Source organism: Haemophilus sp. THUN1690, assembly GCF_059704375.1.
The window spans coordinates 525695-540056 of sequence record NZ_AP046582.1 but is presented as its reverse complement, the minus strand read 5'-3'; the positions used below and the strand labels follow the sequence as shown (position 1 = coordinate 540056).

At 34.3% G+C, this 14362-nt stretch carries 18 protein-coding genes and 1 pseudogene; 8 read left to right on the top strand and 11 right to left on the bottom strand.

Going from position 1 to position 14362, the window contains the following annotated elements; all coding sequences use genetic code 11:
- The first annotated feature begins 3 nt into the window (after positions 1–3).
- Positions 4–321, top strand: coding sequence for a c-type cytochrome (locus tag AC6H22_RS02575; protein ID WP_497515292.1), 318 nt, complete (start codon positions 4–6; stop codon positions 319–321).
- Between the two features lie 33 nt (positions 322–354).
- Here AC6H22_RS02575 and AC6H22_RS02570 read toward each other — a convergent pair whose 3' ends face one another.
- From AC6H22_RS02570 to lsgA, 7 genes are read right to left on the bottom strand one after another with little or no spacing between them, the layout of a single operon-like run.
- The gene (locus AC6H22_RS02570; RefSeq protein WP_497515290.1) at positions 355–1449 is read right to left on the bottom strand and encodes a lytic murein transglycosylase; all 1095 of its coding nucleotides are present in this window, start codon (positions 1447–1449) and stop codon (positions 355–357) included.
- An 8-nt stretch (positions 1450–1457) separates the two neighbouring features.
- The gene (lsgF, locus tag AC6H22_RS02565) at positions 1458–2261 is read right to left on the bottom strand and encodes a lipooligosaccharide biosynthesis galactosyltransferase LsgF (RefSeq protein WP_046938563.1); all 804 of its coding nucleotides are present in this window, start codon (positions 2259–2261) and stop codon (positions 1458–1460) included.
- A gap of 1 nt (position 2262) precedes the next feature.
- Positions 2263–3147, bottom strand: coding sequence for a lipooligosaccharide biosynthesis N-acetyl-glucosamine transferase LsgE (lsgE, locus tag AC6H22_RS02560; protein WP_046938562.1), 885 nt, complete (start codon positions 3145–3147; stop codon positions 2263–2265).
- Positions 3148–3158: 11 nt separating this feature from the next.
- Positions 3159–3932 carry a lipooligosaccharide biosynthesis galactosyltransferase LsgD gene (gene lsgD / locus AC6H22_RS02555; protein WP_497515287.1) on the bottom strand — a complete coding sequence of 258 codons (774 nt, stop codon included), beginning with the start codon at positions 3930–3932 and terminating at the stop codon, positions 3159–3161.
- An 11-nt stretch (positions 3933–3943) separates the two neighbouring features.
- On the bottom strand, positions 3944–5005 hold the full coding sequence (gene lsgC / locus AC6H22_RS02550) for a lipooligosaccharide biosynthesis family 4 glycosyltransferase LsgC (protein ID WP_497515285.1): 1062 nt from the start codon (positions 5003–5005) through the stop codon (positions 3944–3946).
- Between the two features lies 1 nt (position 5006).
- Positions 5007–5921: a lipooligosaccharide biosynthesis sialyltransferase LsgB gene (lsgB, locus tag AC6H22_RS02545; protein WP_497515283.1), complete on the bottom strand. Its 915-nt coding sequence runs from the start codon at positions 5919–5921 to the stop codon at positions 5007–5009.
- Positions 5918–7123: a lipooligosaccharide flippase LsgA gene (lsgA, locus tag AC6H22_RS02540; protein ID WP_497515281.1), complete on the bottom strand. Its 1206-nt coding sequence runs from the start codon at positions 7121–7123 to the stop codon at positions 5918–5920. The genes lsgB and lsgA overlap by 4 nt, the downstream gene beginning before the upstream one ends.
- Positions 7124–7257: 134 nt before the next feature.
- Here lsgA and AC6H22_RS02535 point away from each other — a divergent pair, with 134 nt between their 5' ends.
- Positions 7258–8001, top strand: coding sequence for a YdcF family protein (locus AC6H22_RS02535; RefSeq protein ID WP_497515279.1), 744 nt, complete (start codon positions 7258–7260; stop codon positions 7999–8001).
- A 99-nt stretch (positions 8002–8100) separates the two neighbouring features.
- Complete coding sequence (gene hypF, locus AC6H22_RS02530) at positions 8101–10371, top strand: carbamoyltransferase HypF (RefSeq protein ID WP_497515277.1); 2271 nt, start codon at positions 8101–8103, stop codon at positions 10369–10371.
- 85 nt (positions 10372–10456) lie between these two features.
- Here hypF and hycI (AC6H22_RS02525) read toward each other — a convergent pair.
- Both hycI (AC6H22_RS02525) and AC6H22_RS02520 read right to left on the bottom strand, forming a co-directional pair.
- Positions 10457–10644, bottom strand: a pseudogene (gene hycI / locus AC6H22_RS02525) (hydrogenase maturation peptidase HycI); the annotation flags it as partial.
- Positions 10645–10681: 37 nt separating this feature from the next.
- Positions 10682–11077 carry a helix-turn-helix domain-containing protein gene (locus AC6H22_RS02520; protein WP_497515275.1) on the bottom strand — a complete coding sequence of 132 codons (396 nt, stop codon included), beginning with the start codon at positions 11075–11077 and terminating at the stop codon, positions 10682–10684.
- A 116-nt stretch (positions 11078–11193) separates the two neighbouring features.
- Here AC6H22_RS02520 and AC6H22_RS02515 point away from each other — a divergent pair, with 116 nt between their 5' ends.
- The 5 genes from AC6H22_RS02515 (at position 11194) to AC6H22_RS02495 (ending at position 13300) form a co-directional block, all read left to right on the top strand.
- The gene (locus tag AC6H22_RS02515) at positions 11194–11550 is read left to right on the top strand and encodes a DUF805 domain-containing protein (RefSeq protein WP_114892112.1); all 357 of its coding nucleotides are present in this window, start codon (positions 11194–11196) and stop codon (positions 11548–11550) included.
- Positions 11551–11575: 25 nt separating this feature from the next.
- Positions 11576–11788, top strand: a complete 213-nt coding sequence (locus AC6H22_RS02510; protein ID WP_114892113.1) for a hypothetical protein — start codon at positions 11576–11578, stop codon at positions 11786–11788.
- Between the two features lie 5 nt (positions 11789–11793).
- A complete protein-coding gene (locus tag AC6H22_RS02505) occupies positions 11794–12108 on the top strand; it encodes a hypothetical protein (protein WP_114892114.1) in 315 nt (104 codons plus the stop codon).
- 67 nt (positions 12109–12175) lie between these two features.
- Positions 12176–12547: a hypothetical protein gene (locus tag AC6H22_RS02500; RefSeq protein ID WP_114892115.1), complete on the top strand. Its 372-nt coding sequence runs from the start codon at positions 12176–12178 to the stop codon at positions 12545–12547.
- Positions 12548–12562: 15 nt separating this feature from the next.
- Positions 12563–13300, top strand: a complete 738-nt coding sequence (locus tag AC6H22_RS02495; protein WP_114892116.1) for a hypothetical protein — start codon at positions 12563–12565, stop codon at positions 13298–13300.
- Positions 13301–13338: 38 nt separating this feature from the next.
- Here the strand turns inward: AC6H22_RS02495 and hycI (AC6H22_RS02490) are convergent, their stop codons facing one another.
- Complete coding sequence (gene hycI / locus AC6H22_RS02490; RefSeq protein ID WP_114892117.1) at positions 13339–13797, bottom strand: hydrogenase maturation peptidase HycI; 459 nt, start codon at positions 13795–13797, stop codon at positions 13339–13341.
- On the bottom strand, positions 13790–14197 hold the full coding sequence (locus AC6H22_RS02485; RefSeq protein WP_005631954.1) for a formate hydrogenlyase maturation HycH family protein: 408 nt from the start codon (positions 14195–14197) through the stop codon (positions 13790–13792). Before AC6H22_RS02485 ends, hycI (AC6H22_RS02490) begins: the two co-directional genes overlap by 8 nt.
- Between the last annotated feature and the right edge of the window lie 165 nt (positions 14198–14362).

The window sequence follows — 14362 nt, the reverse complement described above, 5'->3', positions numbered from 1 at the left end:
TCCATGAAAAGAATTTACTCTACTCTACTCTCTTTAAGCTTACTCACTGCCAGCCAACTTGTATTGGCTGATGTGAATGCGGAACAAGCTGAAAATTTTTATAAACGAACCTGTGCCACTTGCCATGGAAAATCCGCTGAAAAATCAGCATTCGGACAATCCAGAATTATCAACACGCTAAATTCAGAGGAAATTTACACCGCACTTTCCGATCGTAAAAGTGGAAAAATACAAGGTGCAGGCAACATGGTAAAAAGCAGATTGAGTGAAGAAGAGATAAAAATGCTGTCTGAGTTTGTGCCGACATTGAAAAATAAGTAAACAAAAATGCGGTCAATATTGACCGCATTTTTATCACAATCCAACATTATCTTTAATCCGTTCAGCAAACATACCGATGCTCAACGCAAAATAATTAGATTTATTCCAATCCAAAATAGTACGGAAATTATTTGAAACTAAAAATGCTCTGCCCGCTTCACGATCAGGGCGAACTAACCAAAGCTGAGCATTTTCAAGTGTATTTAATTTTGCTTGCTCCTGTGGATTGGTGCTTTTTAATATTAGCCCCATCGCTTGCCAATCTTTTAAAGAACGAGTTTTATTGCTTTCTGTACCAGAATAACTCAAATCAATAGGTTGCGTAAGCATCACCTCTACGCCCCAAGGCAAACTATTATCCCAGCCGACTGTATGCAAATAATTTGCAATAGAAGCAAAAGTATCAAATTGGTTTTTCCAAATATCTTTTACGCCATCATTATTTCCATCAGCCGCATAACGTAAGAAAGTGCTTGGCATAAACTGAGTTTGTCCCATCGCGCCCGCCCATGAACCTAACATACGTTCACGTTGAATATGATCTTTTTCAAGCATTTTCATAGCTGAGATAAATTCTTTCATAAATAATTTTTCTCTACGACCTTCAAAAGCCAAGGTTGCCACTGCAGAAAGTACATCATATTTACCTTGATAATGCCCGAAACTACTTTCCATTCCCCATAACGCAAGTAAATACTCCTGCTGAACACCATATTTTTGGCTTGCTTTTTGCAATGGCGCTTGCACTTCCCAATAACGCTCAGCCGCGACATTCACTTTATTTTGAGTTAGCACTCTATTGAGATAATTGCTCGTGCCATTCGGATTAGACACTGGAGGGGAATTAGGATCTCTTTTACGAATTTTACCGGCTTGTTCACGATCTAAATCTACTGCCTTTTGCATATAGAGAATATTATTTTGAGCATTCAATACCGATAATGACACACCTTCAGCGGCTGCTTTACCTTTTAAAAATTGAACATAATCATTAAAATTTTCTGGTGTTCTTTGCTTAGTATAACTAGTGCTATTAACTACAGGCTTAATATCAGACGAACTAGAACAGCCAACTAAAAAAAGTGCGGTCGATAATACAGAAATTTTAAATAACATATTCAATTTCATTGGATTTCCTATTTACGTAAAAAAGTTTGATAAAGGTTTTTTAATAACGAGGTTGGCAATAAACGAGAACCAAAACGCAATGCAAAAGTAAATAATCCAGATAACAATCCTTGAATTCCCAAACGATATTTTAATTTGAATAAACGCCATTCTGCTTTGGCTTGATTGACACCACGACGGCGACTCACCATGCCATTTCCTACTCGTGCATAAACTAAAATATCAGGCAAATTCGCGACATGTAAACCTTGCGCGACAAGTTTTATCCACAAATAATAATCTTCTTGAAGATCTTCATATCCACCACAATTAATGACCGCACTTTTTTGATATGCCACCGTCATGTGATTAAACGGACAACGTTTTTGCGTGAATTTGATAATTTCTTGAGCTGACGTTGGCACATTACGATATGCCACAATATCATTTACATTTTCACCAAATTCAGCAATTTGTCCGCCAAAAATAATGGTTTCAGGATGATTTTCAATAAACGCCACTTGCTTTTCAAAACGATCAGGCACGCAAATATCATCGGTATCCATACGGAAAACCCAGTCATAATCACAATGCAATAAACCTTCGTTCAAGGCTTTGCCTAATCCTCGATTTTGCGGCAATTTAACTAATTTTAGTGGCAGTTTTGTTTCAAACTCCGTCACAACAGATTCTAATTCTGGCGTTACTGCGCCATCAAAAACCAATACAATTTCATCTGCTTGACGAGTTTGTGCAACAAGACTTTCAAAACACTCCCGTAAGAATTGAGGATTTTCCTTAATATATAAGGACATTAGGACTGAAAATTTCATTTTATTTTCCCAACCGTTTTAAATTAATGGCTAATTTTGGCGAAATTAAAATAACCAAAGTAATAATAAATTGTTTAATGCTTTTTGTTTTCTTAAAAATATCAAAATAATATTTTGCTGCTTTACGCGATAAATTCATGATATGGGGATAAGCCAAAATATAGCTCGCGTTAATATCAAAATTACGAGCTTGCTCTACCGTTTTCACATAATGCTCGCGAATATAATCAATGGCTTTTTGTGTGTTGGTAGTATCCGTAGACACACTTGAACGTTTGGTATGGAAAGTACAATAAGTTAGAGGTTCATTAATTTTATAAGGGGTAAAACTTGGCTCTTGTAGCAGTTTTAATAAGAAATCATAGTCTTCCAAAGAACGAAGTGCGGTGGATAATCCACCTATTTTTAAAAACATCTCTTTTTTAATTGCAACCATTGGCATGCCACCAATCTTATTGGCTAACAAAATACGTTCTGTCGAGATTTCTTGGGGTTCAATCGGTTGAGTCACATAAGTAAACCCTTCATTGACCATTTCACACTTAGCTGGATGATAAATAAAATTAATATCTGGATTTTGCTCAATCACTTGTAATATTTTTTCGCATTTTTTCGGCATAAAACGATCATCATCATCGAGAAAAAGCAACCAATCTCCCTTTGATGCACGCGCGCCAATATTACGACTTTCTGCTGCACCTTGATTGGTTTCGTTACGGATGACCTTTACCACAAATGGATAAGATTGTGTCACTTCAACGGGGTCTTTCGAGCAATCATCCACAATAATCACTTCAAAATTACTTGATGTTTGTTGAGTTAAACCTTCTAATAAAACTGGCACTTCTGCTTTTCGATTATAAGAAGGCACAATAATGCTTAACATAATTCCTTCCTTTAATTAACCAAATTTTTCTTAATCGCAAAGATTTTTTTCAATGGATATTTCATTAATTTTTTAAACAAATTATTGGATAAAGATCCACGAACACTTTCTAAATTGCTTATCAATACAGGATTTTCAATGACCATGAGAGGGCGAACCACTTTATTTCTTATATTAAAATCCTGTTCAAAGAGTAAAAAATCATCTGCTAACCAAAATAGTTTGTTTTGAGAAACTTGCTGGATAAATGTTCTTGCAGCAGATTTTTTAATAAGATAGCCCACAGTTCCAGCAAAATAACTTTTATAAGGGAAAGCGTAATTTACATTGCCTGTTTTTTTGCATAAAAAAGAAAAAGTTGTTGGATAATTAATTTCTAAATCGGCATCATTGAAATCATTAATTTTTGACTGCCCAACCAATACAATTTCAGACTCAAGTTTTTCTGCTAAAAGTGCGGTTAAATTTTGCTGAAAATCTTGGTGGAATAAAGCATCATCTTCACAGACTAACGCATAGCTATCTTCAGCGATGTCGTTATCTTCGACAATTTTTTGGTACACAGAAAGATGGCTTAAGGTACAGCCGATTTCACCCTTAGTGACATTACGGCCATAATGTGCTTTAAATTGTTCAATATTAAAAATAGCCGCTAATTCATTCCAATCTTTTTGCATGGTATTAATAGCAGAAAAAATTTGGAAATCCTCAGTATTTTTTTGAGAAAAGAATAATTCCCGACGCTGAATATCTTTATCTAAAGAGATCAAATATTTTTTTAACATAAAATTATTCCTTATAAAATCGCTTTCCATTCTTCAATAATTTTCTCAATGCCATAATCTTCACTCATTACACGAGATTTTTCTGACATTTGCTGATAAAGTTCAGGATGATTCATTAATAAATCTAAACCGTTAACCATTTCTTCAATATTATTTTTTTCACAAAGAAAACCATTTTCTTTATGCTCCACTAATTGCTTTACACCCGGAGAACAATTAAAGGCAACAATAGGCAAACCAAATGCCATCGCTTCAATAACAACTAAAGGCAAGCCTTCTGTTTGTGAAGGTAAACAATAAATTGAACTACTTTCATAATAAAAAGCGACATCATTGGTACGAGGAATAAAATTAACTGAATCTTCAATATCCAATGCTTTAGCAAGATTTTTTAAATTCTCTTCTTCCTCACCCGATCCCACTATTTTTAAATTCCAATCGGGATGATTTTTTGCTAAAACTTGCCAGGCTTTTAATAAATAATCAAAACCTTTATAAGAAAATAAATGCCCTACAGATAAAATAGTTTTATTTTCCCATTTTGCTAATTTATTCTTTGGCAAAAGAGTATTTGGATTAGCAATACTGATTATATTGTTCGTTTTAAATTTTTCTTGCCACAGCGTTTTTTCTGACTCGGTTAATGTAACGACTTTATCACATCTTGTTGAAGCTAAATATTTACCGAGTGTGCGAACTAGACGATTGCCAGTAAAGTTAAAAGAATAATGCTCCCATAAAATATGCTTTACATGTAAATTGACCAATGCCAAGGCAGAAAAAAGCATAATCGCACCATCAACCACAATTAAGGTATCCAGCTGCAATTCTTTAACCAATTCTCTTAATTTTTTTGTGATAGAAAAATAATCTTTTTTCAATGAATAGGGCAATTTATTCATTGCGTAAATATTAATTTTTTCATCGACTTGGAAAAAAGGCTTATTACCGCCAATGCTAATAAAAGAAACATCATATCCCTGTTTAGCGAGAGCATTGGCAACATTAATAGAAACGCGCTCCGTTCCACCCGCACTTTCGATATTCATAATAAAGAAACCAATTTTTTTCATCTTAGATTTCCTTATAAATCGTTAATCCAAGTTCTGGGAATGAATCGTAACAGAATTGCCATCTTGGAATACTCGTTCTAATAAAACGAATTTCTACATTAGGATGACTTAATAAATTAAACGCAACAGAACTGAAGAACGTGTAAATAATCACTTTTTTATTCGATAAATTCTTAAATACGTAATCTTCAAAAATGAGTTCTGATTCAACATAATTTACCCCATCTACTCGGTAATCTTCTGCAGGATGAGGGAAATAATAGTCAAAAGGAATCTGATCTTTTAATTTTTTTATTAATGAGAGGTTTTCCTCTTTTGTATTTAACAAGGGCTGCCCAATAAAAAATGAGACCTCTCCATCTATATCGCAATCTACTTTATTATCCCATAAGGAAATAGGTTCAATATTGGAAACAATATTTTTGTAATTAGGATAAATCGTATAATGTTTTTTTATTTTTTTAAATAATTTATGCACATTATATTTATCGCCAATAAAGGCTTTAATCAGTTTATATTTAAATGTATCAGGCTCTCTCAATAAATTGGGGTGAGGGAAAATATTATCTGAGCCATCATCAAAGGTATAAAGCTCTTTAAATGAAACATGGCTAAGATAAGTTTGTAGCCATAATGAATTAAGATTAGCGAGAAAAACTTTATCAAAACCTTTGTGCGTAATTTTATTCTTGATCTGGCGCATTAACTTGAGAGAGTCGAAACCTTTTATATCTTTTCCCGTATCAATGTTCACCGAATCACTACAAACTTCCGCTAATTTACTCGCGTACAAGGTTCTTTTTTTATCCCACACACCACCAAACATGACGCCAAAGAATTGCTCGTTAGGATGTAATTCAATGATTTTTCTCGCAATTAATACTTGCAATGGTGTGCAACAAAGAATGAGATTCATAGGGTTTTACTCACTTTAGATGTCATAAAATAAAGAATAGGAATAATGGAAAGCGAACCAATAATTCCAGCATAAGGGATATATTTAATTTCTGTAAAAGTTAAAGCCACAAGGCTCGCTACATAAATGATTGTAGATAAAACCGAACATTGGGAAATAAGTTTATTTTTTCCATAATAAAAAAGATAATTAACTAAAATCAAATAAGGAATACTTAATGTGGTCGAAATTAAAAATAAAATAAAATAATATTTCGTCCCCACAAATTGGCTACCTAAAATCCAAACTAGCACATCTTCAGGAATAATCCACATGACTAAAGCAGGGATAGGTATCAGCAAAAACGAAAATAACGCCCATTTATGTAACTGTTGAATCACTAATTTTTTTTGTTTTAAGGCTTCATAAAAATAGGGAATGATCGCTTTATTAAGTGCTTGAATAGCAATAGAAACCACCAAAGCAAGTTGAGCGCCCATTGCATAAAGCCCTAAATCTGTTTCACTGAATTTATGATAAATAAAAATACGGTCTAACTGCCCTTTTAAGAAAAAGCTCGCATGATGCAAAATAAGCGGCAATCCAAATCCTAAAATATAAAATAATGCAGATTGATAATGTTTAAATTGATATTTTTTAGATGTTGCACTCTTTCTGTAAAGAAAATAAGAAAAAAACCAAACGACTAAATTGCTCAATAAAATTGCCAAAATTCTTTTTTCAACAAGATCATTTTGATAATACTCGAGCAATGCGACGGTAAATACCGCACCAGTAACAGTGAGTGAAAATTGAATAAAAGCATAGGACCAAGCCTTTTTCTGGCATTGTCTTACACTTAACTGAACATTTAAGAAAGATTGGAAAATTGAGGAAAGTGCAGCGTAAAATAATATTTCAGACTGAGCAATCCAACACCCCATTAAAATAATACTGCCAATTATCGTGGTATAAGCATAGCCAATGTTCACTACTAAATTTAATGAACGTTTTCCATAAAAATAAAAATAACGGGAAATTGCGCCCTCTTGAGTTAAAGAAACCACAATCAAAAATAAACTTAAAAAAGTTTGATAATAAGAAAGTGAGCCATACCCTTCTACGCCTAATTTACGCGATAAATAAGGCAAAAGTAAAAAAGGAACTAACTTTGACGATAATTCCCCAACAAGGTAAATGACACTGTCTTTAAAAACTTTCATAAATATAACCGCACTTTTGATGAATTCGAGCGTTTGTTTATCAAAAAATAAGGGGGCTTATTTTAACAAAATCAACATAGACAAGCTATGACTAATCATTATAATGAAACCGCTTCATATCAAGGATCTTATCTATGTTAGAACTAGGAAAACTTCTTACCGCACTTATCGCGCCACCTCTTAATACCTTTGTATTACTGATTATTGCAGCAATTCTTTATCGTGTTCATTTCAAAAAATTAGCCAAATTTATGGCATTTATCAGTTTCACGTGGCTTTATATCATGAGTGCACCTTTTACTGGTTTATTACTAACAGATAATGATGATATTCCAGCCCTTACCCTAGATGACTATAAACAAGCTCAAGCCATCGTCATATTAGGCGGTGGATCTTACCCAACCAAAGAGCTGTATGCAGAAACAGCTTCTGGCGCACCGCAACTAGAACGCTTACGTTATGCGGCATTTTTACAAAAAGAAACGGGCTTACCTATTTTGACTACTGGCTATTCTTTGATAGGCATTTCTGAAGGCGACTTAATGGCAAAAGAACTTAACCAATTCTTTAATGTGCCAACGCAATGGATCGAAAATAAAGCCCGTAATACGGAAGAAAATGCCAGTTTCAGTAAAAATATTTTAATTAAAGATCATATTCAAAAAATTATTTTAGTAACAAATCAATGGCATATGAAACGAGCCAAATATCTTTTTGAAAAACAAGGATTTAATGTACTTCCTGCTGCAGCGGCAAGCTATGTCAGCAAAGGAAATCTATCTGCAAAATCTTTTATTCCTGACTTAGGTGCATTGAATAGCAATATGATTTTATTAAAAGAGTGGATTGGTTATTGGAAAGCCCATTACTCACAATAATTTGCTTATAAAAACGAATCTTCTTTGATGAAAATCACAGCTTGCATATATATTTTCGGTTACCATAAAAATCACTCAATTTGATGTAGAGAACAAGTTATGAACGGAATCGAATTACGCATTAAAGGCAAAGTGCAAGGTGTGGGATTTCGCCCTTTTGTGTGGTTGTTAGCAAATGAATATGGCCTAAAGGGCGATGTAAATAATGATGGGCAAGGAGTATTAATTCGATTTGTAAATCCAGAAAAAGAAGCACTCACGCTTTTTTTAAAAGATTTACAGGAAAAACTACCGCCCTTAGCTTTAATCACAGATATTCAGCAATGTGAAAAACACTGGGAAAGTCTACCGCACTTTGCTGAATTTGTAATCCGAGAAAGCGAAAACAATGCGATGGACACACAAATTGTGCCTGATGCCGCTACTTGTCCCGCTTGCGTAGAAGATTTATTTAATCCTGAAAATCGTCGTTATCACTACCCTTTCACTAATTGCACCCATTGCGGGCCTCGTTTTACGATTATCAAAAAGATTCCTTATGATCGTAAAAATACATCGATGTCGGATTTTCCTTTCTGCCCAGATTGTGAAAAGGAATATAAAAATCCAGCAGATCGCCGATTTCATGCCCAACCTAATGCCTGCCCAGTTTGCGGCCCGCATATTTGGTTACAAGATACCGAACATCAACTTGCAACACATCAAACAGCCTTAAAACAAACCGCACTTTTGCTCAAAGAAGGAAAAATTTTGGCAATCAAAGGGATCGGTGGTTTTCATTTGGCTTGTGATGCAAAGAATTTCGATGCGGTTCAATTACTGCGAGATCGCAAACATCGTCCAAGCAAACCTCTTGCCGTCATGGTGCCAAGTTTAGATTTTTTACAAAATTTAACAGAAACCGAAATCAAATTACTCACTAGCACAGCTGCGCCAATCGTTTTGTTACAAAAAAATAAGGTGCCCAATCTCGCAGAAAATATCGCACCAAATTTAAATGAAATTGGGGTGATGTTATCGAGTAATCCATTACAGCATTTGCTTTTACGTGAAATCAATCAACCGCTCGTCATGACATCTGCCAATCCTAGTGGTCAGCCACCTGTTTTAGACAACGAAAGTGCGGTGAAAAAATTGAGTAATTTGGCAGATTTCTATCTTTGCCATAATCGCGATATTTTGCAACGTGCTGATGATAGCTTAGTGAGAGCCTCTTTTGATGGCGTAGAAACACTACGCCGAGCACGTGGCTACGTTCCTGATGAAATGCTATTGCAAACGGAAAATACAAAAAATATCTTAGCGTTGGGTTCTGATCTTAAAAATACATTTTGCCTACTAAAACAAAATAAAGCCGTTGTTAGCCAACATATTGGTGATACCTCTAATGAACTTGTGCAACAACAATTAGAAAATAATATCGACTTATTTTGCCAAATTTATCAATTCAAACCAGATTTAATCGCGGTGGATGCTCACTCAGGTTATTTTTCATCAAAAACGGGGAAAAACCTCGCAAAAAAATTATCGGTACCTTATGTGGAAGTGTTACATCATCATTCACATATCGCCGCTGTATTGGCAGAACATCATTGTCATGAACAAGTGATTGGTCTTGCCTTAGATGGTATTGGAATGGGGGCTAACGGGCAACTTTGGGGCGGTGAATGTTTATTAGTAGATGGCGAACAATCTCAACATTTAGGTGGATTGCCTGACGTTGCTTTGCCAGGTGGCGATCTTGCGGCAACTCAACCTTGGCGTAATTGGCTTGCTCATCTTCAAAAATTTGTACCGAATTGGCGTGACATCGCAGCTAAAACTTGTTCCGAATTACCTTGGGAACCTCTTTCCAATGCCATTGAACGTAATCTTAATTCCCCCCTTATTTCATCGGCTGGAAGACTATTTGATGCCGTAGCTTATGGGTTAGGTATTGTGGGCGAAAAACTCTCTTGGGAAGGAGAAGCAGCGTGCTATTTAGAAACGCTAGCCACAAAATCTGACTTTATCAAAGATGAAAAAAGTGCGGTCAATATTCAGGTTAAAATGCCAATCAAAAATAATCAATTGGATTTAGCCACATTTTGGCAAGATTGGCTGGATTACGATGATTCCAAAGAAAACAAAGCATTTATTTTCCATTATGCGCTGGCAAAAGGTTTTGCTGAATTAGCTCGTCAGCAAGCAAAACGCCACAATTGCAAAACCATTGTGCTTTCAGGCGGTGTAATGCATAACCAATTATTACGTCGTTTATTGAAACAAGCGCTTGCAGAATTTAATGTGCTAAGTGCACATCAATATCCAATGGGAGATGGCGGATTAAGTCTAGGGCAAGCGATGATCGCATCAAGATTGTCTGGCTAATGCCAAATTCATTTAAGCAAATGTTCTTATTCGCATATAAAAAACGATCGCCAGTTAAGCGATCGTTTTTTATGAATGAAGGCAATTACAATCGAGTAATTTCACCTAAATCGCCCCCATCCTTCAAAAATTCATAGAAAAATTCTACCGCACTTTTTACAGCTTCACTCATCGGAAAACCAAAGGAAACAAGATCAGGCTGGATACCAATAAAAATAACCTTAGGGATATCTTCCCTAATTGCTCGATTAAAAAGTTAAGTGGCAAATTATGCTAGTTATACAAAAATGTAGATTGAAAACACAATATTCTACTGTACTTCACCAAGTAGTTTATTCAGCCTAGCGATCTCTTTTCTTTGCATTTCTATTATTTCATTTTTATGTTTTAGTAGTTCTTCTTTATGAGCTAGTTCAGTCTTTAGTTGAGCAAGCTCAAATGTCAGCCCGTGTGAAGAGCCTATGATATTAATATTGCTATCACTTTCCTGAAATAAAACGACATTGCGTTCACCAACTGACATTAACTCAATAATATCCATATCCAAAATATTAACAATTTGTTCTAACTTTGGAATATTTAACCTTGTTTCCCCACGTTCGATTTTAGCGTAACCATTTGTTGACATCCCTAATTTATTAGCCATCTCTTCTTGAGATAAATGTTTACTTTCTCTTAAAAACTTAATTTTTTCATTCACTTTCATACTTAAACCCACATTTTAGGAAGAATTACAAACATTACGTTGTTTGAAGAACATAATGCCAACTAGCATAATATACACGATTTTACCCTCCTAAATAACTATATGGAATCACAAAAATGAATTGGTATATTCAAGTTTTAAAAAATTATGCAACATTTAGCGGACGAGCAAGAAGAAAAGAGTATTGGATGTTCGCGCTTATCCATTTTGTTGTCTTCATTATTCTAAGCATTTTAGATGGAGCCTTAGGAATGATAACCGAATCAGGCTTTGGTATTCTTTCTGGTATCTATGGTTTAGCGACTTTATTACCTGCTTGGGCTGTATGTGTAAGAAGATTACATGATACCAATCGCAGTGGCTGGTGGGTGCTTATCTCAATTATTCCGCTAATTGGTTTTATCGTATTATTAGTATTTATGTGCTTAGATAGTAAGCCTGAAGCTAATAAATATGGCGATGCTACAAAATAATTAAATCTATTTCTAGGAGGGTAAAATGTCAAAAAACACTTGGCAAATATTTAAAGAAGAATATCAGATATTTTGTTCATCTTTAAACATTAAGCAATCGCTTATTCCACTTATCATTATTACATTAACAATACTGATTTCAGTAAAGATCATTTATGAACCAAAATATTTAAGGTGGTCTGCCATTGGAATGAGTGTAGTAGTTTTATGTTGGACTAATCGTCTTCCTAAAAGGTAATTTTTATGAAAAAACTAATTTTGGCTTCAACTGCTTGTTTATTGCTATCCGGTTGTTTTTCTGAACTACCAAAATGTGATGATACTGAAGTAAAAAAAACGTTAGATAGTATGATTACGACTAACTTAAGAACATTAGATCGCTCGCTTAAGTTCATTGATGTAAAAAATATTGAAGAAACAGGATTTAATAAAAATAAAGAAATTCGTCTTTGTACTGCTGATATTCTAATCTCTAATGGAGAAGAAGAAAGTATTATTTACAATATTCACTGGCAAAATAAAAAGAATTCAATGTTTTATGTTGAAATTCAAGAATAACTCTCTCTTAAAATCTACCGAAAAAGGTAGATTTTATTCTATAAAAATCAACTAAATTAGGTTTTATATGAACAAATTACTACTACCTGTAATACTTGGGCTCTGTGCATTCAATACTCAAGCGGTAATGAATCCCAATACCCCTTTAGGTAAAGACACGTCAGGAAAAATAATTACCTATAAAGATTTTGAAAAAGTTTTTATAAAAGAACTTTCAAAAGGTGTAAAAATAGCAGAGAAAAACAATGAAGAAATTGAAGCCTGGGACTTTATTGAAGCAGTAAATGGCATTCGATGTGATGTGGCAACTGAAGTATTAGGAAAGGCACAAAGTACAGAAGGATTAGGCAATAAATATCCTACTGAATTATTCGAAGCAGCAATGCATGTAACAGAAAAATGCTTAATGAAAGAGAAATCGATCTTTAAAGCAGAATAAATTAAAGGACATAAAATGAAATTATTACACAAATCTTTGTGTATCTTTTTATTTGGATTGTCGACTATAAGTCAAGCATCTAAATATAATGATTCTGAATATGAACAAGCATTAGATAATCTTGTTACGTCCATACAAATGTTAGAAGAAGAAAATGTTCTTCAAGATAATCTTGATTATATCAAAACAATGCTATCTGAAATGAAGTGCTTAAATCTCACGCGCGTATCCAGTGATCTTGATGAAAAACCATTAAAAACATCAACAAGATTGCTTGTTAATCAACAAGTAAACGAGTTATTAAATGATTGTAATAAGCCGTCACAAGTTGCAAATACTCAAGTAAAAAATGAAGAATTAAATAAAAAAGACGCTGAAACTTCCAGATTTAGAGGTGTATATGAAAGTTTAAGAGATGAACAACGTTCAGATATTCCATTTAAACTATTAACATCAAATGATAAATATTATTCAAATGGAAAGGAACGGTATTTTAAAGATGTATTAGGAGAAATGGAATTTTTTATTAAAAGGCTAAGCTCAGATAATGTATTAAATTTTAATAATCTTATTGATACTATATCAGGGACTGAATGTTTACTCGCAGCGTCAATGTTTCATAACCTTGTTGAATCAGGTCCTGAACTTAGAAAAACCATTAGTGATCAAGAAATGAAAATAATTATTAAGGTAAGAAATGAAATATTTAGAACTTGCCAATCTCCTAAGCAAATATTTCAACCTGTAGATTAAAAAATAGCAAGCCTACTTTAGGCTTGCTTATTTTTCATCTACAATCTCGTTATTTCAGATAAATCCCCATGATCTCTCAAAAATCCATAGAAAAATTCCACCGCACTTTTTACAGCTTCAGTCATCGGAAAACCAAAAGAAACAAGATCGGGCTGGATACCAATAAAAATAACCTCAGGAATATCTTCCTCTAGTTGCTCGATTAAAAAATTAAGTGGCAAATTATGCGTGCTGACGAAGAACATTTCGGCAATAAGTTCTTTATCGATAATACGAATTTTGCCAACAGGCAATTCCATTTCTGTTGCATCAAAGATAATTAAACGCTTTGGTTTCATGGCTCGGATCTGATGCACAAGATTTTCTGGTGCTGAACCACCATCAAGTGCGGTCCAATTTGGCAACGGATTTTCACTACAAAGCTGAGCAAGATAAGGACCTGCACCGTCATCGCCCATCATTGTGTTACCAACAGTTAGAATTACATTTTCATTCATCACGACGTTTCACCATAATATACATCACAGGTTCACGCTGGATGGAAGCAAGCGTGTCCATTAAAATATCGACCCATTTTTGATGTTCAGGCGAAAAATTAGCTCTATTTTCATCAAGTGCCTTAGCCAATAAATTCACATGACTCGAATCAATCACAATTTCGCCAAATTTCATCAAGCCCGCAAATTTACGTTTTGCATCGCCTTCAGGGAAGGTATCTACAAAACGTTGATAATCTGCATAATCACAAATTAGCAATTTTTTAAAGCAGTCAATTACTCCAACGTGGTGACCAATCGCAAGGGAATAATACATTACTTGCTTGGCTTGCTCTGGAACTTGCTCATCGTTTTCAACAAAACGCTCATTGAGTAAATAGAAAAAAACTTGGGTTGTCATGGTACGTCCTATAAAACTTGTAAAGTAATTTCTTCGCTAATCAATACTGCCAAATCTCCCCTTACCCCTCTTTGCTAAAGAGGGGGATTTCTCTTTAGCAATAAAGCGTCTTCTCTCTCATTTTAATTTTCTGTTCTTAATGCAGAAAACTAGATTGAAATTGAC

Bases quoted from the DNA above. Each gene is read 5' to 3' on its own strand.
- AC6H22_RS02575 (WP_497515292.1), top strand. From the start codon at position 4: ATGAAAAGAATTTACTCTACTCTACTCTCTTTAAGCTTACTCACTGCC.
- AC6H22_RS02570 (WP_497515290.1), bottom strand. From the start codon at position 1,449: ATGAAATTGAATATGTTATTTAAAATTTCTGTATTATCGACCGCACTT.
- lsgF (WP_046938563.1), bottom strand. From the start codon at position 2,261: ATGAAATTTTCAGTCCTAATGTCCTTATATATTAAGGAAAATCCTCAA.
- lsgE (WP_046938562.1), bottom strand. From the start codon at position 3,147: ATGTTAAGCATTATTGTGCCTTCTTATAATCGAAAAGCAGAAGTGCCA.
- lsgD (WP_497515287.1), bottom strand. From the start codon at position 3,932: ATGTTAAAAAAATATTTGATCTCTTTAGATAAAGATATTCAGCGTCGG.
- lsgC (WP_497515285.1), bottom strand. From the start codon at position 5,005: ATGAAAAAAATTGGTTTCTTTATTATGAATATCGAAAGTGCGGGTGGA.
- lsgB (WP_497515283.1), bottom strand. From the start codon at position 5,921: ATGAATCTCATTCTTTGTTGCACACCATTGCAAGTATTAATTGCGAGA.
- lsgA (WP_497515281.1), bottom strand. From the start codon at position 7,123: ATGAAAGTTTTTAAAGACAGTGTCATTTACCTTGTTGGGGAATTATCG.
- AC6H22_RS02535 (WP_497515279.1), top strand. From the start codon at position 7,258: ATGTTAGAACTAGGAAAACTTCTTACCGCACTTATCGCGCCACCTCTT.
- hypF (WP_497515277.1), top strand. From the start codon at position 8,101: ATGAACGGAATCGAATTACGCATTAAAGGCAAAGTGCAAGGTGTGGGA.
- AC6H22_RS02520 (WP_497515275.1), bottom strand. From the start codon at position 11,077: ATGAAAGTGAATGAAAAAATTAAGTTTTTAAGAGAAAGTAAACATTTA.
- AC6H22_RS02515 (WP_114892112.1), top strand. From the start codon at position 11,194: ATGAATTGGTATATTCAAGTTTTAAAAAATTATGCAACATTTAGCGGA.
- AC6H22_RS02510 (WP_114892113.1), top strand. From the start codon at position 11,576: ATGTCAAAAAACACTTGGCAAATATTTAAAGAAGAATATCAGATATTT.
- AC6H22_RS02505 (WP_114892114.1), top strand. From the start codon at position 11,794: ATGAAAAAACTAATTTTGGCTTCAACTGCTTGTTTATTGCTATCCGGT.
- AC6H22_RS02500 (WP_114892115.1), top strand. From the start codon at position 12,176: ATGAACAAATTACTACTACCTGTAATACTTGGGCTCTGTGCATTCAAT.
- AC6H22_RS02495 (WP_114892116.1), top strand. From the start codon at position 12,563: ATGAAATTATTACACAAATCTTTGTGTATCTTTTTATTTGGATTGTCG.
- hycI (WP_114892117.1), bottom strand. From the start codon at position 13,797: ATGAATGAAAATGTAATTCTAACTGTTGGTAACACAATGATGGGCGAT.
- AC6H22_RS02485 (WP_005631954.1), bottom strand. From the start codon at position 14,197: ATGACAACCCAAGTTTTTTTCTATTTACTCAATGAGCGTTTTGTTGAA.